The sequence below is a fragment of the Paenibacillus amylolyticus genome (genome assembly GCF_051136285.1).
In the GTDB taxonomy this organism is placed as follows: Bacteria; Bacillota; Bacilli; order Paenibacillales; family Paenibacillaceae; genus Paenibacillus; species Paenibacillus amylolyticus_F.
The window spans coordinates 5,232,569-5,254,148 of the sequence record NZ_CP194938.1 but is presented as its reverse complement, the minus strand read 5'-3'; the positions used below and the strand labels follow the sequence as shown (position 1 = coordinate 5,254,148).

The 21,580-nt window shown below is 39.6% G+C and carries 20 protein-coding genes and 1 pseudogene; 7 read left to right on the top strand and 14 right to left on the bottom strand.

Annotation, left to right across the window (positions count from 1 at the left end):
* Positions 1 to 323: 323 nt before the first annotated feature.
* The 4 genes from ACR8BL_RS22860 to ACR8BL_RS22845 all read right to left on the bottom strand — a co-directional run bounded on the left by ACR8BL_RS22860 (position 324) and on the right by ACR8BL_RS22845 (position 3,578).
* Positions 324 to 695, bottom strand: a complete 372-nt coding sequence (locus ACR8BL_RS22860; protein WP_434749677.1) for a hypothetical protein — start codon at positions 693 to 695, stop codon at positions 324 to 326.
* Between the two features lie 61 nt (positions 696 to 756).
* Positions 757 to 1,986, bottom strand: a complete 1,230-nt coding sequence (gene nagA, locus ACR8BL_RS22855; protein ID WP_434749676.1) for an N-acetylglucosamine-6-phosphate deacetylase — start codon at positions 1,984 to 1,986, stop codon at positions 757 to 759.
* The gene (gene nagB, locus ACR8BL_RS22850; protein WP_434749675.1) at positions 1,983 to 2,711 is read right to left on the bottom strand and encodes a glucosamine-6-phosphate deaminase; all 729 of its coding nucleotides are present in this window, start codon (positions 2,709 to 2,711) and stop codon (positions 1,983 to 1,985) included. Before nagB ends, nagA begins: the two co-directional genes overlap by 4 nt.
* A gap of 3 nt (positions 2,712 to 2,714) precedes the next feature.
* On the bottom strand, positions 2,715 to 3,578 hold the full coding sequence (locus tag ACR8BL_RS22845; RefSeq protein ID WP_434749674.1) for a MurR/RpiR family transcriptional regulator: 864 nt from the start codon (positions 3,576 to 3,578) through the stop codon (positions 2,715 to 2,717).
* Between the two features lie 300 nt (positions 3,579 to 3,878).
* Here ACR8BL_RS22845 and ACR8BL_RS22840 point away from each other — a divergent pair, with 300 nt between their 5' ends.
* Positions 3,879 to 4,226, top strand: coding sequence for a hypothetical protein (locus ACR8BL_RS22840; protein WP_434749673.1), 348 nt, complete (start codon positions 3,879 to 3,881; stop codon positions 4,224 to 4,226).
* A 17-nt stretch (positions 4,227 to 4,243) separates the two neighbouring features.
* Positions 4,244 to 4,480, top strand: coding sequence for a hypothetical protein (locus tag ACR8BL_RS22835; protein ID WP_434749672.1), 237 nt, complete (start codon positions 4,244 to 4,246; stop codon positions 4,478 to 4,480).
* Positions 4,481 to 4,577: 97 nt separating this feature from the next.
* Here the strand turns inward: ACR8BL_RS22835 and ACR8BL_RS22830 are convergent.
* From ACR8BL_RS22830 to ACR8BL_RS22805, 6 genes and pseudogenes are all read right to left on the bottom strand, one after another.
* Positions 4,578 to 4,670, bottom strand: a pseudogene (locus ACR8BL_RS22830) (LuxR C-terminal-related transcriptional regulator); the annotation flags it as partial.
* Positions 4,671 to 4,727: 57 nt separating this feature from the next.
* A complete protein-coding gene (locus tag ACR8BL_RS22825) occupies positions 4,728 to 6,455 on the bottom strand; it encodes a hypothetical protein (RefSeq protein ID WP_434749671.1) in 1,728 nt (575 codons plus the stop codon).
* A gap of 88 nt (positions 6,456 to 6,543) precedes the next feature.
* Positions 6,544 to 7,077 carry a hypothetical protein gene (locus tag ACR8BL_RS22820; RefSeq protein WP_145414959.1) on the bottom strand — a complete coding sequence of 178 codons (534 nt, stop codon included), beginning with the start codon at positions 7,075 to 7,077 and terminating at the stop codon, positions 6,544 to 6,546.
* Between the two features lie 306 nt (positions 7,078 to 7,383).
* On the bottom strand, positions 7,384 to 8,994 hold the full coding sequence (locus tag ACR8BL_RS22815; protein ID WP_434749670.1) for a recombinase family protein: 1,611 nt from the start codon (positions 8,992 to 8,994) through the stop codon (positions 7,384 to 7,386).
* Positions 8,995 to 9,096: 102 nt separating this feature from the next.
* Positions 9,097 to 9,267 (bottom strand): hypothetical protein, encoded by a 171-nt coding sequence (locus ACR8BL_RS22810; RefSeq protein ID WP_434749669.1) that lies wholly within the window; start codon positions 9,265 to 9,267, stop codon positions 9,097 to 9,099.
* A 196-nt stretch (positions 9,268 to 9,463) separates the two neighbouring features.
* Entirely contained in the window at positions 9,464 to 10,243 is a 780-nt protein-coding gene (locus ACR8BL_RS22805) for a DNA-methyltransferase (RefSeq protein ID WP_434749668.1), read from the bottom strand.
* Between the two features lie 639 nt (positions 10,244 to 10,882).
* On the opposite strand from ACR8BL_RS22805, the gene ACR8BL_RS22800 reads away from it, so the two are divergent.
* A complete protein-coding gene (locus tag ACR8BL_RS22800) occupies positions 10,883 to 12,244 on the top strand; it encodes a PIN domain-containing protein (protein WP_434749667.1) in 1,362 nt (453 codons plus the stop codon).
* Between the two features lie 49 nt (positions 12,245 to 12,293).
* On the opposite strand, the gene ACR8BL_RS22795 is transcribed toward ACR8BL_RS22800, so the two are convergent.
* Positions 12,294 to 12,665 (bottom strand): hypothetical protein, encoded by a 372-nt coding sequence (locus ACR8BL_RS22795; RefSeq protein ID WP_434749666.1) that lies wholly within the window; start codon positions 12,663 to 12,665, stop codon positions 12,294 to 12,296.
* Between the two features lie 183 nt (positions 12,666 to 12,848).
* Here ACR8BL_RS22795 and ACR8BL_RS22790 point away from each other — a divergent pair, with 183 nt between their 5' ends.
* Complete coding sequence (locus ACR8BL_RS22790; protein WP_434749665.1) at positions 12,849 to 15,743, top strand: S-layer homology domain-containing protein; 2,895 nt, start codon at positions 12,849 to 12,851, stop codon at positions 15,741 to 15,743.
* 45 nt (positions 15,744 to 15,788) lie between these two features.
* Here ACR8BL_RS22790 and ACR8BL_RS22785 read toward each other — a convergent pair whose 3' ends face one another.
* On the bottom strand, positions 15,789 to 16,535 hold the full coding sequence (locus ACR8BL_RS22785) for a LytR/AlgR family response regulator transcription factor (RefSeq protein WP_434749664.1): 747 nt from the start codon (positions 16,533 to 16,535) through the stop codon (positions 15,789 to 15,791).
* Between the two features lie 18 nt (positions 16,536 to 16,553).
* On the bottom strand, positions 16,554 to 17,873 hold the full coding sequence (locus ACR8BL_RS22780) for a GHKL domain-containing protein (RefSeq protein ID WP_434749663.1): 1,320 nt from the start codon (positions 17,871 to 17,873) through the stop codon (positions 16,554 to 16,556).
* Between the two features lie 199 nt (positions 17,874 to 18,072).
* Here ACR8BL_RS22780 and ACR8BL_RS22775 point away from each other — a divergent pair, with 199 nt between their 5' ends.
* The 3 genes from ACR8BL_RS22775 to ACR8BL_RS22765 all read left to right on the top strand — a co-directional run bounded on the left by ACR8BL_RS22775 (position 18,073) and on the right by ACR8BL_RS22765 (position 21,042).
* Positions 18,073 to 19,614 (top strand): alpha/beta fold hydrolase, encoded by a 1,542-nt coding sequence (locus tag ACR8BL_RS22775; RefSeq protein ID WP_434749662.1) that lies wholly within the window; start codon positions 18,073 to 18,075, stop codon positions 19,612 to 19,614.
* 272 nt (positions 19,615 to 19,886) lie between these two features.
* A complete protein-coding gene (locus tag ACR8BL_RS22770; RefSeq protein ID WP_434749661.1) occupies positions 19,887 to 20,282 on the top strand; it encodes a type II toxin-antitoxin system PemK/MazF family toxin in 396 nt (131 codons plus the stop codon).
* A gap of 28 nt (positions 20,283 to 20,310) precedes the next feature.
* The gene (locus tag ACR8BL_RS22765) at positions 20,311 to 21,042 is read left to right on the top strand and encodes a LytR/AlgR family response regulator transcription factor (protein WP_434749660.1); all 732 of its coding nucleotides are present in this window, start codon (positions 20,311 to 20,313) and stop codon (positions 21,040 to 21,042) included.
* Between the two features lie 3 nt (positions 21,043 to 21,045).
* Here ACR8BL_RS22765 and ACR8BL_RS22760 read toward each other — a convergent pair whose 3' ends face one another.
* Positions 21,046 to 21,564, bottom strand: coding sequence for a crossover junction endodeoxyribonuclease RuvC (locus tag ACR8BL_RS22760; RefSeq protein WP_434749659.1), 519 nt, complete (start codon positions 21,562 to 21,564; stop codon positions 21,046 to 21,048).
* Between the last annotated feature and the right edge of the window lie 16 nt (positions 21,565 to 21,580).

Here is a 21,580-nt window from a genome sequence, read left to right as displayed (position 1 = left end):
CTGGTGATCGTTAGAATTGAGAGCACTGAGAAATAGGTCAAATAAGCTTCCTCAGGATCGTTAGAGCTTCAAGCATAATTGTCACAGTCTAGCTCGCTACTCGCCACTTGCCGCAACGGTTTAAAGTGTGAACTATTCGCACTGCGTGCAGCTCCCAGCACGCAGTGCCCTGCTTCATGACGAAGGTGTTCAGCCACAACTAAGCATGGTACGATACTTCATCGACATATGTGGGTTATTACTTGGTTACCCACTCTACTGTGCGTTAGGGTAAAGTTACAGGCATGCATCCACCCTTGACCAACTCCGTCTTTATTCCAACTTTACGGACGGAATGTCGTGAATTTCAGCATGTGCACCAGTTTGGAGAAATGGGTTATCTCCTGATCTACATCTTTGGTGTCAGAGCCGGCCATGGCCTGATTAGCTCGCAGCGTTCTGCGCGTATTCAGCATACCTTCGATCAGTTTCATGACCGTGTTGCGGCCACGATGATCCACAATCATGTATTTTTTGCGTGCATCCAGCTCAATCCAGACGATGTTATTAAAGGTTGTGAACAGATGTTTGCGATACTGCTCCATATCCGTCTCATTATAATGCTCCCCATAAAAAGCATAATATCCGTGAATGTGCAGCTTCTCCGCCAACACGGGGATGAACGGATTATGTTCCAACATGGCGTTACGTTCCATGGTCATGCCTCCGTGGATGATCCGCAGATCTCATTTTTTGAGATCTATTTTAACATATTGTTCAATGTATTTCCTCTCCACTGCCGATCCTTCTGCCCTTCACCCACACCGTATCAATCTCCAAGTCTTCATTCAGCAAAACGATATCTGCCTGTTTCCCCTTCGTCAGGGAACCCGTTCGGTAATCGATACCGAGCAAACGCGCTGGCGTCAAGCTTGCTGCTCTAGAAACAGCTCCCAGACTCATCCCTACCTCCTGCACAAGATATCGGAAACCACGAACCATAGTCAGGGTGCTTCCTGCCAAAGCGCCGCCTTCCTTCAAACGCGCCTCACCGTTCTTCACAATAACCGGCAGATCACCAATCTTATATTCTCCATCATCCAGTCCGGCTGCCGACATCGCATCGGTAATTAGCACAAGCTGATCATTCGCCTGCTTCAATTGAGCAAGGATTGATATGGCCGCAGGATGCACATGAATACCATCGGCAATCACTTCGGCACTGATACGTGGATCACTCAACACAGCTCCTGCCGTTCCCGGCTCCCGGTGGTGCAGCGGTGTCATGGCATTAAACGTATGCACGGCATGATGCAATCCGGCCTCCACCGCGTGCTGTACATCATCGTAAGTTGCATCCGTGTGACCCAGCGCTGCCGTTATCCGCTGTTCCCGGAGCCAGGAGATGACCCCAAGTGCACCTTCACGTTCCGGGGCAAGCGTCACCTGGCGAATGAGGCCGGGGTATTGCTTTTCCCATCCTTGCAGCCAGCTGACGTCAGGAAGCACGATATGATCGGGATTTTGCGCGCCAGGCCACTTCGGACTGAAAAATGGCCCCTCCAAATGCACGCCCTCCAGCTGAGCATATGGCATTTCCTCCGAACGGTAGCGGTCTACTTCAGCCAAAACATGATCCAGACGTTCCTTCGGAGCTGTCATGGATGTCGCCAGCATTGCTGTTGTTCCCTGCGAACTATGAAATGAAGTGATCTTATCCAGCACGTCAGGACTGGCATCCATGAAATCTTCTCCGTTGCCGCCGTGCACGTGGATATCGATAAATCCAGGTACAATAAGCCCTGCCCCTTTTACAGGAAGTGATCCAGCTTCCCGACGAATCTGTTCAGGCAGACCTTCCGGTATGCCAGCATACACGATTTTTCCAGCACGCCAGGCGATCAGGCCGTCTTCCAACAGTTCATCGGCAAGCAACAGTCTGCCGCGGAGCAACGTTATCTTTTTCTCACCTTCACCGCCACTGACTTTAGGATTGGTTTCGGTCATCTAACCAACCTCCCTGCCGCTCGATCCAGCAATACAACTACGTTTGGATGACATTGCAGCAAAGATGCAGGACAGGAAGTTGTGATCGGACCCATGAACGCTTCGCGGATAATCTCCGCTTTTTCCTCTCCACGGGCAATGAGCAGGATCTGTTTCGCTTTTAAAATGGAACCGACTCCCATCGTAATCGCTTGCGCTGGTACTTCGTCGATGCTATCAAAAAAGCGGGCGTTCGCTTTTCTCGTCTCTTCCTTCAATTCCACCACATGGGTGCGACCCGTCAATTCCGTTCCAGGTTCATTAAAACCGATGTGACCATTATGTCCGATCCCCAGCAATTGCAGATCCACTGGCCCCCGCTCCTCCAGACGTTGCTCGTAACCATCACATTCGGCTACTAAATCTGCAGCCTCGCTATTCGGCACATTTGTACGGGATAGATCGATGTCAATATGATGGAACAACTGTTCATTCATGAAACTGCGGTAACTTTCACGATGCTCTGTAGGCAAGCCTACATATTCATCCAGATTAAAGGAAGAGGCCTGTGCAAAGCTCACCAAACCCTTTTGATACATCGTAATTAACTGCTTGTAAATGCCCACAGGTGAACTTCCCGTTGCAAGTCCAAGTACAGCACGAGGTTTCGTTTGCAGCAAGCTGGCGATCAAACCTGCACCTGTTGCGTTTAAATCTTCTTCATTTTCAAAAATACGAATATTCATCTGTCAAGCACCTCCGGTGTGATGGAAACGATAGGACTGCACATTGTGATAGGACTGCTCAAGTTTAGGTATAAATTGATCAAAATCTGCACTGACCATGCCTGTAAACAAAATATCAATCACATGAAGCAGCGCAATGCGTGAAGCCATATCTCCGCGCCGCATCCCCTCTTCGAGAGAAGATGTAAAAAGCGGGATATCCGATACTGTAGCGAGTGAGTTACTTCCATATGACGTCAGCGAGATAGTTGAGGCTCCAGCTTGTTTGGCACAAGTCAACGCATCGATGGTCTCCGGTGTTTCACCTGAGTAAGACACAGCCATCGCCACATCTCCTTGCCCCAGCGAGGAAGCGGATGTAATCTGCATATGGGAATCGGAAAAGGCAGTACAGCTTTTGCCGATTCGCACCAGTTTCTGATAAAAATCCTGTGTAACAATAGATGAGGTAGCAACACCATACAGGTCAATGCGCCGGGCCTGACATAATAGCTGAACCACCTGTTCCAACCTACCCAGATCCAATAATCGTGTCGTATCCGCAATTGATGCCAGATGATTCGCTTCAATAGCCTCGACGATTTTGGATAACGGGTTACCTGCAACAATATCCTGATAGGCCGTTTCACCCGGTGAGTGCGACAGCTCGGCGGCAAGTTTCATCTTGAGATCGGGAAAACCTTTGAAGTGGAATGATTTGCAAAAACGAGTCACCGTCGCCGCGCTTGTCCCACTCTGCTCTGCCAATTTGTTAATCGTCATGCCAGGCACATCCGACGGCGATTGTAGTATCACCTCGGCGATCCGTCTTTCTTGAGACGGCAGATGGTTTAATTCTTGCTGCAACGCATGTAAGATGGCTGCCATAAGCACCTCTTTGATATTTGATATGAAAATTATTTTTATTAATTTTGCAATTATAAAGAAAATAGTTTTTACACCTTTATTTTAATCAAGGGGCATTGGCAAAGCAAGAGGATTTTTCGTTTGAATGGATGTGCTGTATTACGTGAATCAGGTAGGCTATAACCAGATACGCTTCATTTGAAGTTTTCTCACAGTCTGCTAAAGTTAATCGTATGTAATTGTGCATATAGAAACAGGAATAACACCACACATCGAATATCTATTTATCATGGTGCCTTCATTAATAAAGGGGAAATCTTTATGAATCGTAGACAATGCAATAAAATTGTACCAAACATCTGGATCATTGCCGCCAAGCGTAGTGACACATCCGACAATTATTTTGCCCTCTATGCCATCGACTGGAACCGCGGAGCCAGGTTAAGCTGGGAGGGTTGGAAACGTTACGAAGACTTGTTACAATTTCACGTGCCGATCAAACAAAAAGTGGAAGGACGCGCCAACTCATTACAACCTGTTGCTAAAATTGCCAAAAAGGCATTGTACTTACAGTTAAATGAGGCACAGTATGAGGAATTAGAGCAGTTATTTTATCAGCCTTTTTCGAGAAAAAGATGGAGAGAGTTTATGAAGGAACATAAGTGTTAAGAGGAGGTCCAGTTAAAGTGACCAAGAGGTGGATTTGGATTGTGGCTTCCATTGTAGTCGCTGTTGTGGTGATGCTACCCGCTTATATGGATTATAATGATAGGCAGAATGAGTACTATGTTTTTATGGAGAACAGTTCTGAACATATGACGCAAACGTTAGAGAAAAATGACATTCCGTATCTGATTGATGAACACGGACGATTACTGATTAAAAGGAAATACGATGAAAAGGTTGTTGTCTGCTGTACATAATAAAGTGTTTATAGACATAAAAGCCTTTCCCCATACTTCATACTGAAGGATAGAGAAAGGCTTTTGTGTTGCCTCATTTTTAACTGTAATTCACAGGCTAAATCTTCAGTTCTCCGAGCTTGATTAGCTCTACAACTGCCTGCGAACGACCCTTAACATTGAGTTTCTGCATCACATTGGAGATGTGGTTTGAAGTACGTCGGTATTATACTTATTGTACTTCAGTGTTCATCATATCAATCAGTCTTTAGCTTCCTAAACGTACTTTATTTGTTTCAATTTCAGTGATTACATTGTTCATGTTTAGTTTGTCTTTAATTAAATCCTTTACAGATTCAATGATACAGTTTAATAAGGCTGATGCGTGTTCTAGATCAAACTGTTTATTTTTAAAATACGTATAATATATTGTACCTTGTTCAGAAAACTTAATCGTTTCTTTACAAGCATTTTCATAATAGATTCTAGGTATTCGTTTTTTTGTAACCCCACCGCTCCAAAAATTATAAGCATCCCACTTAGACAATAACCCCAAAGTATCATAAAACACATTCTTTAGTATAAACAAATATTCAGATAGATTAATATCTGATAAATTATTTCTATTCTCCCGAACCTCTGTGATTGCATCTTCAATCAAGTTAGCAGCTTCGTAAGTCACAATATTACAAATGTATTCGTTCTCTATCCAATCCGAGGAATTCGAGTAAAAAAACAAATTCTCAATATGACTAGTTATTTTACCGCTTTGAGGTTTTGGTGTTAAGTGGTCCCCTGCTCCTAACACAGCGTTATAACATCTTTCACCATATTTTTTGAAGAGATTTAAATCTCTACCTAAAACAACTGAATCAATTAATGTTTTCTTATAATCAGGGTTTTTACTTTGTTCAATAATATATTTAATTGATTCTTCCTCTTTACTTTTCAAGTCAAGCACTTTGTTAAAAAGCATACAAATAATATCATCGTATTTATCATTATTATTTTTATCTTCCTCAACTGTAAGCTCATTATCTTCTCTAATAGGTATTTCAGGCAAAATTGTACCTATGTTTTCACGTAATCTTATATTAAACGGAGTTTCACCTTCAAGAACATTCTTAGAATTTAACTGTTCCAAAATTGTTTGAAATTTACTTGAGAATGATTTATGTTGACTCGGGTTAATACAATTTTCAACTGTCGCACTTTTTGCATCTACATGTGTTGCGGTCCGGATACAAATTTCAAATGATTTACCAAACATAGGTCCTATTTCTTTAAAAACTTGCTCAAATAAGTGATCTGTCATACCCTTTTCATTGAACATCAAAATATTAATATCAGGTATGTAATCTTCTGTAAATGTTCGTTTTAGCTTATCGGTATTATCAAATACCCCTCTTGTATCTATTAAAATCAAATAATCCAAATTATATTTAGCTAGGACCTCCTTAATTTTATCAGAACCATCTAGTTCAATATACAAATCAAATAGATCATTATAACTTAGATCACTCTCAAATTTATTACAAATATCTATGAGTATATCTGTATTTGTTTTCCCAACTGATTCTTCTATATTAGAAATTATATCTTTCTTAACTTCTGTTTGAAATCTACTTACCCACTCTTTTAAATCACTAATTTTATCCATTTCCTCATTAAAAGAGTCAATACCATCAAAACCAATTGTTACAGCAATCGATTTAAAATGGTTTTGAAACTCAATAAAATTGAAAATATATTTTATTTCTCCATCAATTTCTCTCTTTTTCAAAAAAGTAGATAAACAGTCTTTTTCTTTCAATGAATAACTGTTTCCTTTATGTGCGTTTATTCGATATATAATATTTGTTTTTGTTTTCCCAATTTTGTTACCATGATGGATGTAATTTGCAAGTTCTTCACTAGCAATACATGCACTTATTAATCGCGATTTCCCAATTGTCGATGGTCCCATAAATCCAATGATATAATGATTTTTCTCCACACTCAATTTCTCCTCTATCCATATATTTTCAATATAAACCACCTGAATAGAATAAGAATAATTCTATGAAGTAAGGTCTATTCTTTTTCTAAGCAGATTCTCTAGAAAATAGTTTGTCAATATTTTTAACCCTAACCTTAAAGGAAGTATCTTGTCCATTTGATTTATCATCCCTTGCAGTGCCATAAACACTAAAATCCCATTCACCCTTTACATACTTAATTTTTATGCTTTGCGTTTTATACTTGCGTTCTCTATGAATATCTATACACCGTAATGCAATATCTGCGGGAATAACTGCTATTTTACTGTTCTTTAACTCAGATTGCCCACATACAAAAGCAAAATATAGCTGTTTATTTGTAACATGAAGTGTTCTCAGTTCATCTATTTGAGCATCTGTGAATGGAAAATTCCATATGGAACTGTTTTTCATATCACTTTTACTTGCTGGATTTTCACTACTTTTAACATACACACGAAAGTCACCCTTATCAGTAGTAAAATCATATACTTTTCTGTTTAATGCTGCTCGGTCTTCAAATAATGCTGGTACGATACCATTGTTAAGAAGATACGAGAGAAAAGCACCACAATAAAAATCTTCTTGAGTCAGTTTCATTTTTATTTTACCTCCTGTAGAAATTTATGTATAAATAGTACTTTCGACATTTTCTCTTAATTTTCCTCCATCTTCATTCTCAAGTTTGTACTTACACATGTCCAAAAGCCAAGATTAAGTAGAGGAGGTTCTCATTTTCAGACATCCATAAGAAAATAACTTATTGGCTCGGTTCATTTGGTCAACTGTTATTTTTATTTATTGTTTTTAGACAAGCAAAAAGCTTGACCATTGCTAATGGAATAGAAGCTAACTCGCATCTAAACATCAAAGCAATAAACCAAGCTTTCTGTATCGTACTATAAGTTATTCATCATGCTCTTTACTTGTTGTTGCCAACTCCTGCAACGACAACCCAAACGTCGTCACGACCTGAACCTCACCATCTCGGCTCACTGTAATTTCAGACAACAGCTTTTTCAAGATAAGCTGCATTTCGTCAAATGAATCAAAATCCAGATCTAGCAACTCATCCAGCATATCCATCACCTGTTCATACAGCTCCGTTAAATCTGTTTGTTTGCGTTTCTCCTCATTAGCCTCTGTCAGTCTTTTCTCCAATTGAACGATTTCCTGCTCATAAATTGCCTTCTCCATGTTGTACTGCTGTTCATCGTGGAACTCTCCTGATAATTTCTCACGGCGTAATTCGAACAGGCATTTGCGGTTATCTGCAATTCGTTTGTGAAGCTTTTTTAATTCGTTTTCAAGGTCAGTATGATTAATTTGAATGAGTCCTTTGTGCTTCTCCAATAATTCCTCAGCTGAGGTGATGTTTCTAAGTGTGTGAGACAATGAATGAATTAGATCGTCTCGAAAAGGATAGTAGGGGAGCCAAAAATCATTATTACAACCGACATCACCTTGTCGTCGTCGTCTGGAGCAGATTAGATAACGGTATTCTCTGCCTTCACGGTCTGTCTTCTTACTTTTGGATTTCATGCTGACGATGGAGGAACCGCAGTGCGCACACTTGATAATACCAGCAAAAATGTTTATTTTTTGCCTAATGCCACCGCGTTCACCGCCGCCACGCTCCAATCTCAAAGCTTGTGCTAACTGAAAAGTATCCTCGTCAATTATACCTTGATGGGTTTGCTCATCGTTGGCATAGCACCAATCACTTTTTGGACGTTGCACCTGTACCTTTTTTCTTTCTGACATATCATTCACATTCGTATACACCGTTTTGGTTTCATATTTGGAAAAACGGTTTTTACCAATGTAGGCTTCATTCTGCAGGATTCGCTGAATTGTTGTGATGCCCCATACGCCATTTTTGGGGGAGGGGATACCTTTATCATTTAAATAAGCTACAATTGCTTTTTCGCCCATTTTATTTGCAGTATACAGTTGGAATATGGTGCGAACGGTATTCAGTTTTTCTTCATCAGGGACTAATACTTTCATGCCATTTTGAACTACTCGGTTGTAACCAAAGGGAGCGCGGCTACCGACAAAATTTCCTTTACGAGCGGATTCTCGTTTACCACGACGAGAGCTTCGACTAATTTGCTCGCTAACGGATTGGTTGATACTCGAAATAATGGAAAAAAGCATTTCACCATCCGAATTGGAATCATAGTGATCGTCGATGGATATTAAACGGATGTGTAAAGCATCTACCAGTTTTCGTTTCAGGTTGATAGAATCACCAATGTCACGGGCAAAACGTGATAAAGCGGCAAAGATGATGACTTGAAAGGTGCCGCGCTGAGCATCTCTCACGACTCGTTGAATTGCTTGTCTGTCAATGATATTGGTGCCTGATTCGCGGTCTTCATAAATAATATCTTCACTGGTTTCCCAGCCCATATCCTCTGCATAATACTTACAAGCCGCAAGCTGATGCTCGGGGCTATCCTTCTGACTGTCCTTCGTTGTACTGACACGAACGTAAATGGCTGCTTTTAGCATGAACAATCATTCTCCTTGTGTATTAAAAAAGCAAATCCCTCTGGCGAAGCAAGCTCAAGCCAAAGGGATTGCTGTATGTTCGTATTTATAAATAGCTACTGACTATATGGCACGTCCCAAAGCCGAGATTTTTTTTACACGGTAATTGTTGGCTTGAAATTCATCTATGTTTTTATGAACAACCTGTCTGGCGAGTTCATCAATCATTTCATTGAGATTACCCTGTCCAGCCTGAATATGAATACGGTATGCTTTATTTAAATCCCTTGACATCGGGCATTCTCCTTTCAAAAAAATCCTCTTGTTTAGTTTATGTGACGGTGGTCTTGTACAATAACCCGCATCAACGAATGTTTGCTCTGTTTTCATGTAATATTGAAGTATAATCGGTTTTTAATTTATATCTAAATGTGCAGCATCTATATAAACTGTGTCGCCACAGGCTGTATTCAACTTCTGAACGTGTAAACTATATCAAGTGAAGCAATTTGTCTTTCAATTCATCCGTGTTATCTAAACGCATATTGGCAAGCTCTATGTACTGCGATTCCCTTTCAAAGGTAATGAAATTTCTTCCAGTCATTTGAGCAGCAACGGCTTCGCTTCCGCTACCACAAAATGGTATAAGCACAATTTGATCTGGGCGAGAGTGGAGGTTAATCAGTTGAATGGATACCTCTAATGGCTTTTGACAAGGAAATTTGCCATATTTCTTCTCTCTTGGAGGTGTAGCTGATGTTTCAAAAACATTAGTAATGTTCTTGTTGTTGTTAATCCTTTTTGCATAATCCAGATTATATATTTTGTTATCGCCCTTGCTTGCCCAAATAATAGATTCGGTTGCAAAGTGTGGTGCTGTGCCTGTTCGATTAGGGGATGGATTTTTCTTTTTCCATTCATATTTTGTTCGAATGGTAAAGCTTGATTCCCCCATGAGATACCCAACAAGAAATAGATTATGATGGGTTCCATATGCCATTATTGAACCACCAGGTTTTAACACTCTATAGCATTCATTTATCCATGCCTGATTAAATGTGGGAAAGTCATCTATCTTATCCCAGTCTTCTTTAAATTGATTAAAGCCGTACATTTCTTTTAAATCAAGCTTAGTACCGCTGTTCCCCAGATTATAAGGTGGGTCAGCAATCACGAGATCAATACTGTTATCAGGCAGCATTTTCATGCCTTCTACACAGTCACGTTGGTAGATTCGATTAAGTTGAAGTCCGTTAAGTTGTTTTTTCATGGTTTATTTTCCTCTCTCTTTTAAATTATATTTGTGTTTGATAGATTTATTTTTGTACCTTTAGTAAGTAGTTTGTCGAATAGTCCTAACCCGACACCCCCACATAGCCCCTTTGATAGAGCCACTGGGTACCTACTTTGATAAAGGCGAGTAGATATCACCTCCCTCGTTGAGGGTTTTATATGAAGTTGTGGTTGGCATCACCTCCTTTCGGGCAATAAAAAACACCCATCGTATTCCGTTTGTAGAGCTGGTATATCGTTTTTCTTGTATTCTATTGTTTGTATTAGAGGGCAGACTTCTCCCGTCTAATAGATAACAATAGATACACAAGTAAATCAAAAACGATAAGTCACCATGTAAATAAATAACATGGGTGACACCAGCTCCGCGTGTCTTTCGACACCGGAAACTATGGGTGTATCATTATAAACATTAAGTTGTGGTAGTCACTCAAAAGAGCTTATTACGAATAATATCAGGGGCGATATGGTTTGTCAATCATTATTAATGATTTGCAAATTGCAAATTTCATAATCGGTCAAAACCAAATAGGGTTTGTTACGACCAGTATTTCCGCTAATTTTCCTTGGTTCACTTACAATAAAACATAAGTATATCAGAGGGAGAGTTATCATAATGAACAAGCGATTTATTTTTATCTTTACGTTACTTACTGGTCTTTTTACTTATTGTCTTCCTGCGTTTGCTAGCGATGCGCTGTGGCAACAATTTCATGAAGGGAAACAAGAACGAGCATCTACTTTTCAGACTCTTTTTATTTCAATGCTCGTTCTTGTCATATTAATTGTGGTTGGCAAATTTCTTTTCCTGTTTTTCATGTACAAGCATATTTATGGAGCAAAAGATGCTTTGCTCCGTATCATGTTCCAACCTCGCTCGTTAATGTCTGTAGGTATGCGCGGATTACAAGTTAGTCGATTTCTTGCACAGTACAAAAAGGCGCTTGCTTTAAAAAAGGGGCAAGGATTAGCTTTTGGCTTTGACACCAATATGTTAATGAATTTTCCGAGCGAGACTTTCGAACTGTTAAAAACAGAGACGGTTATCATCAGTCGTGAAGTTCAAAAAGAACTGGATGGATTAAAAAATAGCCCCGATAAAGAAACCTCTGCCAAAGCTCGTCGTGCTTTTAAAGCCCTTGAAGAGGCTCAAATTCGAGGGCAACAAATTACTATTTTACCGTCCCTTGATTTTAATACGATTAAAAGTTTAGGTCTCAGCGATTCAAAGGATGATAAAATTCTGGCAGCATATTTAAAATATAGTATGGAGAAGGGCAAGGTATGCGTTGCTTCAAATGACCGAGGAGTAAAAATCACTGCCAGGAATGCAGGTCTTGCCGTATTGGAAATGGAAGAGTCTACACCTGCAAAGAAAAGCTCTTCTGGAAAGCCACTTGGAATTATTGCTATTCTCATCGTAGTGGCTATCGGCTTTGTGGGCTACAATGTTTATTCCTATTTTCAAAAAAATTGGAACTACTCTATATTTGATACAATATCTAACAATGAAACCTCTAAACAGTCTCAGAGCGCTGCGACTGCTGATAAAATAACAATTGACTCATCACATATTTATCATTCAACTCATCAATCTTTATTTATTGTGTCAACAAAACAAGTAAAACAATTAATAGATTCTCTTGAAAAGATACCTTCGCGAAAGGAAAGAGAACCATTAACCTTACAGCTTCGAAACGTAATTCAACCACTTTCCGAACAGTTTTATCCCAATATCAATGTAGACAAGCTAACAGAAGAAGAAATACAAGGTATTGGCTACTACGGACAATCTGATATACGCTTTGGTTTACTTATTATGGACTGGAGCGCAAACAAAGATGATGAAAAATTAAAAGAGCTTTTGGCGATTGATTCATCTGATGTTGGTTTAAAATTATTAGAGTCCTACGATAATTTAGATCAAGTTAAATTTCGTCTTATTGAGGTTTTAACGATGGGTCCATTTGAGAGTTAATCGTAAAAAAGCATGTCGGCATCTAATCAGCCAACATGCTTTTCTCTTTTTAAAAACCATTATTACCTGAGCCATTATTGTTATGATCATTGTTGAAATGATGCTGTTGGTCTAAACCATTATCTACTCCGTGATAGTGCCTATCAACCACCATGTCCAATCCTTGATTTAAATAGGGGTCATACATGATTCGCTGCATCTCTTGTTCATTTAATAAGTTTTGCTGCATAATAACCATCTGTAAATGCTGCAATTTCATTATTTGCATGCGTTGCAGCGTTTCAGGTGAGAACCCTTTCTCATGTTCCAGCCAACGAAGTATCCTCTTCTTTTGCACCTCGTCTTGGCTATGTTTTTTGTATTTCAGCTTAATCCCGATAAAAACCGCCAAAATAATAATTACACTAATAACAAGTCCCACTTGTTAACACCACACCTTTCTATTCCAAGTGTAAGCTCTTGCTTCCCCTGCAATCCATTATCTTCGGTGCTGACCAAATGTATTTTGTTTATACCAGTATATCTCCAGTATTTAAGCCCTTCTCGTTATAGTAGTAATAGTGCTTCAGGCATAAATTAGCTAAAAAGGGAGAGAAACTTGTCGATGCTACGAATTAAACAAATCGGTGTAAGCTCACTGCTTGTCATGGCATTATTCATTTCATTGATTGGCACAACATGGGCGGCAGAGCCTTCATCCCATGATATTACGAGTCACTGGGCAGAAAAGGAACTGAATGAATGGATTAATTCTGGTTATTTATCTGGATATCAGGATGGAACCTATCGACCCAACGATACCATCTCTCGTGGGGAATTGATGGCACTTATTAACCGTGCATTTACGTTAAAAGAAACAGCTGACATCACTTTTACAGACTTAAAGGAGTCAAACTGGGCTTATGAGCAAGCAGCCATTGCAGTGCAAGCAGGGTACGTAACGGGCTATGAGGATGGTACAATACGTGCTGGAAATAAGATTAGCCGTGAAGAAGCAGCCAGCATGATTGCAAAACTGCTGTCACTCAAGCTAGATGCAGTAAATAGTCTTGAGCAATTTAGCGATACAACAGACATTGCAGAATGGAGTAAACCTGCTGTATCTGCCCTGTTGTCACAAGGTATCATTACAGGCTATCCAGACGGAAGTTACCGTCCAAAGGGAAGCATTACACGAGCTGAGAGCGTCATCGCTCTAGCACGAGCGCTTCAAGCAAATCTAGCTAACAAGACTTTTAACAACGCAGGAACGTATGGTCCTGCAACTGGAACCGAAACTATTAAGGGCAATGTCGTTATTAATACTTCAGGTGTCATCTTACAAAACTTGATAATTGAAGGCAACTTGACACTTGCAGCTGGCATTGGTGAAGGCGATGTATTCCTCAATAATATTAAAGTGACAGGCACTACGACCGTAGCAGGTGGTGGTGAAAATTCGATTCATGTCAAAGACTCTGTTCTGGTTCACATTATCGTAAACAAAAGGGACGGAAGCGTTCGGATTGTTGCCGAGGGTGCAACGTCTGTTCAGTCAGTAACTGTACAATCATCTGTCAAGATTGAAGAAGATCATGCGACAGGTACTGGATTTACAAATATAAAACTGGCTCAGGAGCTGCCACAAGGTTCCAGAGTACAATTGCTTGGGCAATTTGAATCGGTAGATATTGATGCCAAATCGATTCGACTTGAAATCCCTACTGGCTCCATCAACCAATTAAATGTAAATGAACAGGCTGGGCAAATTGATATGAATCTGAGCCAGCAAGCAAAAATTATAAAGCTTGTATTGGACGCAGCAATTAAACTAACAGGACAAGGCACAATCGAAAACGCCATTATTAATGAAAATGCTAAAAGTTCATCATTTGAAACACCGCCTGTGAAATCAGAAGGAACAGGGGCACCTACGCCTACACCCCCTAACAATAGTAGCGGAACCACAGTTGGCGGTGGCGGTTCTACAGGCGGTGGTACAATAACCCCTCAACCAACAGTCAATCAATATGGATTAACAGTTCCTTCCCAAGTGCATGTAACAGGAACTGCAACGATGCTAAACGTAACTGCTAATAATCAGCTGATTGATAATAATGGTGTTACCATCTCCGATATTTATTATTTTCAGGACAAGCCTTATTTTGTACCCACGTTTTCTGTAACTCAAAATAATGGTCAGCATTATTCGGGTAATGTTCGGATTACAGCATCTACACTTACAGCTTCACAAGGCGCTTCCGCTGATGATATCCAGCTGTTTGCCTACCATGATGGCAGCTCAGCACATTGGGCTGATATTTTGAAGACAGGATTTGGTTCGGCTCAAGGAAGTACAATTGATACCTTAATGCAACAATTAAACACTGCAAACAAGTGGTATGTTGTAGCTAAATCAGGTGTTTATACGTTCCGGATTCAAGTAGAGGATGTGGCAACTGGCTCAATTATTGCCCAAAGCTCAACTATTACGGTAACCTCTGAGAACTTGAATCTTAGCCAATTAAACATTGGTAACTATGAGCTAACTCAACTGGATACACATGGGATTGGTGTAATTGGAACTGGATTCGACCCTAATATTTATCATTACCAGACGCACATCGCTAATAACGTAAACCAAGTGGCACTCAATTTGACAAGCGCTGCTGGGACAACGATTGAAGTAAGGCAAATCAATCCGTCTATTCCTGGAGAAACAAATTCAACACTCATTACTCAAGTGGATGGTACGTATAACATATCGATTCCTGCTGGGGTTATACCATCTGTAAAAATTACCGTTAAAACCGAGCAGTCTGCTAAAGAATATAACTTGGTCATTTTCCGTTTCAAAGACCTTGTAGGAGACCCTTCACAGTTTGACTCAACAGATATTCAAATGGTTGACTCTAACTCCTTTATGCTATCGGGTATTGAGCCTAGCGTCACTGTTAGTGTCTATGATGCTGAAGTCGGAGGTAATCTATTAGAGAGCAAGCAGATGCCAATATCTTCATCACCAAATGTGTCCATCTTAGTATCTATTTCCAACTTAGGCGCTCAAGCACAAAATGGAACATTGTGGTTCTCTATTGATGAATCCTCGCCGCGGGTAGCCAAGGCTTATAACGCAACACCTGTAACTGTAATTGCGAATCCAACAGGATTGACCGTCTCAGCCCTTACGTCTGATGAAATTGCTGAGGCTCAAAAATATGGCTACAGTTATGCAACCACAGGCTTTAAACTGTTGTTGAATCATTCGTCTTTACCAACCGAAATTCAAAATTTCGCCTATTACACGTACAGTTGGTCGAATCAATCCAGTACGAGTAATCGCAGCTACGATGAAGTAAAACCTACGGAACGTGGAAGCATGGTTGCCAAAGGTTCCATTGGAGAAACGATTCATCATTTTTATGCATCTGAAAGTGGGAACTACTATCGTATCGTATTTTTTGACCAAAATGACCTAGCTGTAGGTTTCGTTGAGGTATTAGATACACCAACTCCATAAAACACAAGAAGAGCTGGGAGTTTGTCTCTCAGCTCTTCTTGTGCTTTACATTAGGGTTGCCTGCCATGTAGCACGACTTGCGTTCCATAATCGAATAATGTCTCCTGCTTTTTCCTCTAAAACAATAGCTTTACGCTCGAAGTCATGAAACTGTATGGTATCACCACCGATTTGCTCTATTTTCTTCAAATTTACCAAGCAAGAGCGGTGCGTTAATACAAATTCACATTCACTCAAGTATTCTTCATACAACTTTAGCGGAACCTTCGTCTCATAAATATTCGTATGGGTATGTACATAAATGGTGCGGTTAATCGACTCAATGAAATAAATATCATCCGGCATTAACTGAATAATTTGGTCCGATATGACGGGTACAAAAACGCCGCCACTAGCCAAGAAACGTTGATGATGGATATGGTGACTCAATTTTTTCAATGCCGCATTCAGTCTAATTTGCGTAAATGGCTTTTCCAACGTATCTATTATGCCTAAATCAGCTGCGTGACTGGCTGACGGGACGTGACCTGTCATTAATATCGTAGGAACCTTTTTACCCCGAATTTGCAGCAATCCATATGCCTCTAACCCATTCATACTTCCCTCTAACTCTTCGTCAAGTAAAACAGCATTAATAGCATTGTTAACGGTTAGAACGTTGATATACTCCTTCGCTGTTGTTACACAGTCTATAATCTTAACATGCGGCATTGAAGCCAACTGAGCCATGAGAAGGTTCAATTGCCCTGGGTTGTCTTCTACGATAAGAATATTTAACGGAAGCAAAGTCATAATATCCCCTCTTACTTATTAATCGTTAGTTGGTATTGTAATCTGTATTAATAGCCTACTCTTTTCATATTGGTAATAAAGCTCGCCTTTATATTTCTCCACAACCATCTGTACAATAGACAGCCCATTGCCCCTTGATGGCTTGCCTGATTCGATTTGTATTTGTTTTGTTGTAAAGCCCTTCTTAAATAGAGATGTTTTTTCAGTTAATGTAAGACTAGTAGGATTTTCAACAAGAAAAACATAGGTGCTTCCCAGCTTTTTGCATACAATACGAATAACTCTCATATCCAGCGGGAGTTCCTGTGTAGCTTCAATCGCATTGTCAATTAAATTGGAAAAGACCTTTACCAGATCAGCCGTCTCCATACTTGAATAATTACTTTGATCTACTTCAAACTTTATATTTATGTTTTTGGATTGTGCCAGTTCCCATTTACTATGAAACAGCACTAAAAGAGCAGGGTGCTTTACTCTTATCGACAAATCTACGATCTTCGTTTCTTTATGTAGTGAGTTCAAGTATTGAATTGCTTCGTCCATGCGGTTCATGCTTAATAACCCATTGACAACATGAAAATGATTGTTAAAATCATGACGTGTTGTTTTCAGCGAATGAATTACGTTTCCAAGTTCGGCAATATACATTAGTTCTGTTTCTTTTAATTCTTCCTTATAACGCTTCTTATACCACAACCTAAATAGAAAAAGAAGTAACATCAAAAGCACTGCAAAAAAAACATCTATCGCCAGAATAGTCATATTGTTATTAATAATATTGCTACCAATTTGCTCTAATGAATCGGCACTAATATCTACCCCTACTGCCCCCGTTACCTTACCCTCCTCATCAAATAATGGCGCAAACACAGATAAGTACGTTCCATATTCTTTATCGACAATGACATTTGTATAAGTTGGCTTACCTTCTTTAAGCTGCCTGATCTGTTTAGGAGGTATTGTTGCTTCTACCGTTCCCAAAGGAACTTCCGGTGGAGTCGCTGTTACCATTACTTTTGAGCGGTCACGATCTGCTTCAAACTGCAATGTATAAATATATAAGGCTTGAATCTTTTGGTGATAGTCATACAAGTAGCTTCTCACTTTACTATAGTACTCATTATCCTTCGTTCCAGCATCAAGTAGCTTTCTGTAGACATCCTTATTCAAACCGGAGGATATATCCATCATAATTCGCTGATACTGCTCAGCTAACGAGGTCTGTGCCGTTCTATAGGTAGAAAAATAAGTACTCGTTACCTTCAACGCAATTAGACCAACAATAAGAATGAAAGCCATAATAAATAAAAACGCTATCTTAGGTTTCTTTAGTGCCATGTTTGTCTTAGACTCCAATATGATTAGAATGGGCAGAGTAACGATGCTTGAATCGAGCTTTATATTCTCTCTATCAAGCAGTTTAGCATATCACCGCTACACTTCCGTTACACTTTCCGACATATTTCGAGACAATTCGCCATAGTACCATCTATACTAAAGTAACGTAGTTACTAAGAAATTCATTTGGAGGACAGCTATGCCTTATTTCACAAAAGATGACGTGGATTTATATTATGAATATCATCCTGCAACCAACGCTTCTGATAAAACAGAAACGATTATTCTTATACATGGATTAGCCTTTGATTTAAGAACCTGGGACCGTATGATTCCTTTCATGGGGAATTATCATATTTTGAGATATGACTTTAGAGGACATGGGCTGTCGAGTACGGGGAACGAGCCTTTTAACGATGTTAATTTTGTAGATGACTTATTTTCAATCATAACTCTCTTATGCATCAAAAAAGCACATGTTATCGCTCATGGAGCTGGTGCGCTTATTGCTCTATATTTTACAAAATGCTACCCTAACATGGTTCAATCATCCGTTTTGCTGTCAATTCCCCTTTTCTTGAATGAGGACAGTGTGAATAAGTACACCAGCTATCGTAAATCATTCAGCTCTATACAAGCTCTTGCAGACCACGTTCTTTCATACGCCACTTTGTTTCAAAAAGGGACACCTGAATTAAACAAGCTGTATGAGTCCTATTTTCGTACCACAGTGGATGTTTATTACGAGCTGATTGATTACTTTTTGCATCATCACCTTCAAATCAAAGCGATGTTTAAAGAACAGCGAATACCGCTACTGTTTTTGACGGGGGAAAAGGATGTGATGTATCCAACTTACCTATCAAGTCTCATTGCTTCTGCTAATCCTGTTTGTCGGTATATGACCATTTACGATGCGTCCAATATGGTTTTCTATGACCAACCCGAAGAAACCTTTAGACAGATTCAGAAATTCTTGAACAGCTATTCACAGCATTCAGAAGAAATTCAAGCAGATCCTTTACTTCAACATTTACATGCAGATTTTTTTCAATTAAGAGAATCACAGGAACTGAAGGCAGATGCCACACTTACCGTTAATCTCATTGGAAGATTTGATGTCCTGATTGATGATGTTCATGTTTCATATGGGTGGGGAAGAAGATATGCTAAAGATTTACTCATCTATTTGCTGTTTAACCCATCTGTTTCAAGGGAGCAACTTTGCGCTGATATTTTTGGGGAAATGGATGCAACGAAAGCCAAAGGTCAATTAAGGGTTTGTTTGGTTCACTTAAAGAAGCTGTTAAATAACGATGAAAACCAGTTTTTGTTTATTGATAAAAAACAAGTCGCTCTACGAGGAAATGTGCAGTCAGATTTGCAAATCATGTTAAATAGATTGGTTCAAGCTACAAATGAGAAGGAGCAGCCTATCAAATTCGATGCTGTACAAAAGATTTTTCAAAATGCTACGCCAGCGATGTTTATTTACCTCAATCATGACTGGAGTTTACATATTAGAACCAAAGCAGAAATACAGCTATTGTATTTAGCCAAAGAACAAGCCGCTTACCTTTTGAGCAGAGGCGAATTAACGGAAGCTGTCACTTATTTCAAGTACGCCCTTATGTTCAATGAGGATGATGCCGCTATCTTACATGAAATTGCGAACCTGTACGAGCAAGCTAATCATCGAGCAGAAGCTATCAAATGGAGAGAACGAGCCAGTGAGTCATAATTAAATTTAATCATCTATTTCCAACCAGTCCTCAATCGAGGGCTTTTTTATGTTCCATAGGCATCGGATTTTTATAATTATTTTGTTTGTACCAACCAGTTTTGGTTAAAACGCTATAGCCCTTGTGTGAACAAGTTATCCCTTATCCCTCCCAATTCAACATCAGTTTCAGGCTTTAACAGGTTAAAATAAATATAGCGATATAATCCATTTTGATTTTCTCTTTATTCATGCTAAAACTAATCAGTTTTAGTATAAGGAGAGGATGCAGAATGATTTGTTCCAGCTGCAATACAGTGGTTATTCATGCAAATAAGAGATGTATATGCGGAAGCATACCTGCCAAGCGAGCAGATGTATTTCTAGCTACGCTAAATCAATTAATACATGACGAGGAATGGACTGCACCAGTAGTTATTATTCAAAACAATGTGGGCAATTTGCATTCGCCTACGCTTCAGGTCATAGCTGCCAGTGGCGCAGACAGTCATCCGCTATTTGTTCAACAGTTAACAGGATATTCAGCCAAAGGCTCTTTTAAGTTATCTATGGACGTAAGTAAAATTATGACCATTGATAAGCAAGCACGGCTTGTAAAACCGCTTGGAAGGCTATCCAAGTATATGATGAATCAGTTGGAACACAAAATGAGAGAACTAATATGCTAAGGCATTTATACAAGATTAGGTGACTTATATGTATGAAATCAAATTACGACTCCTTATCGTTGGAGACATTAAGCGTTATGAAATTCTCTATGCATTACTAACAAGCATACCGAATGTAGAAATTTTTGGTGTTGTTGCGACCTCCAAAGAATATATGGAGAACATCATCCATCAGCCCAGTATTAATGCTGTACTTCTGTGTCACAGTGCAGATGAAGCGATAAACCTCATTGAATCCTATCAGTTGCTTCGTTTGCGTGGCAACCAAGTTCCGACCATTCTTATCACGAATCAGACTCTTTCAGCAACCTATATTGCCGATTTAGGCATTGTTGATACTTTAGAAGCTCCTTTCACACTCGAACGAGTAAAACAAGGGCTTGATAAGCAACGTTGGAGCATTAAGCAAGCACAGTTTACATCTAGCGGCGGTTTGTTTGTCCCTGTTGTTTCAAATGAAATTCAACTTTACACCCCACATGATATTTTACTGATTGAATCGGTCAACCGAATTGTATATGTGCATACTACTCAGGGGCAGTTGGAGTCCAGGATTTCAATAAAATTATATGAGAAGTACTTATTGTTTCATGATTTTGTTCTGACACATCGTTCTTGCCTCATAAACCTGCATCAGGTTGAAAGTATTCAAGAAAACATTATTCGTTTCAAAAATACTAGCCAGACTGCTGTTATTACCGATGATAAAAAAGCTGCAGTTACCAAACAGTTTCAGATTTTCATGAATAAAAGGGCTTAGGAATTAACATATTCCTTCGCCCTTTATTTGTAGCTGAATTGCATTCTTCATTCCCAATGGTAAGTTTTCATCATGCTTGTTGCACCAATATATCGCCATGCCAAGTGCATCTGCCTGGTTGGTATCGAAGTAGGGTGGGGAGCCAAGATAGCTGTTTAAAAACTGAAACAATGTCTGCTTATTACCGTTTGTTAATCTCAAAATCTGCCTTACTCCTTTCGTTCGCCAGACATGCACCTGTAATGGCTTAGGGAAACGAATGGAGTGTTGATAGCATATCATCTCAATGACATATTGCAATATAGCCAGCTTGCGAAACGTCTGCACGTTGTGCTGAAATTGAATCTCCTCGCAGACCACTTCATCAATACTGTAATCTTCTATTAGGCATTTTAACCATCTTTCAATTTGTTGAAGACGCTCTATGTAGTGTAGCTTTCCATTCAGTTTCAATAAGCCATAAACAATAACTTCACAATAGTTACAACGCATCTCTACTATGCAAAAACCAAAACGTAGCATGGACTGGTCACAAAAC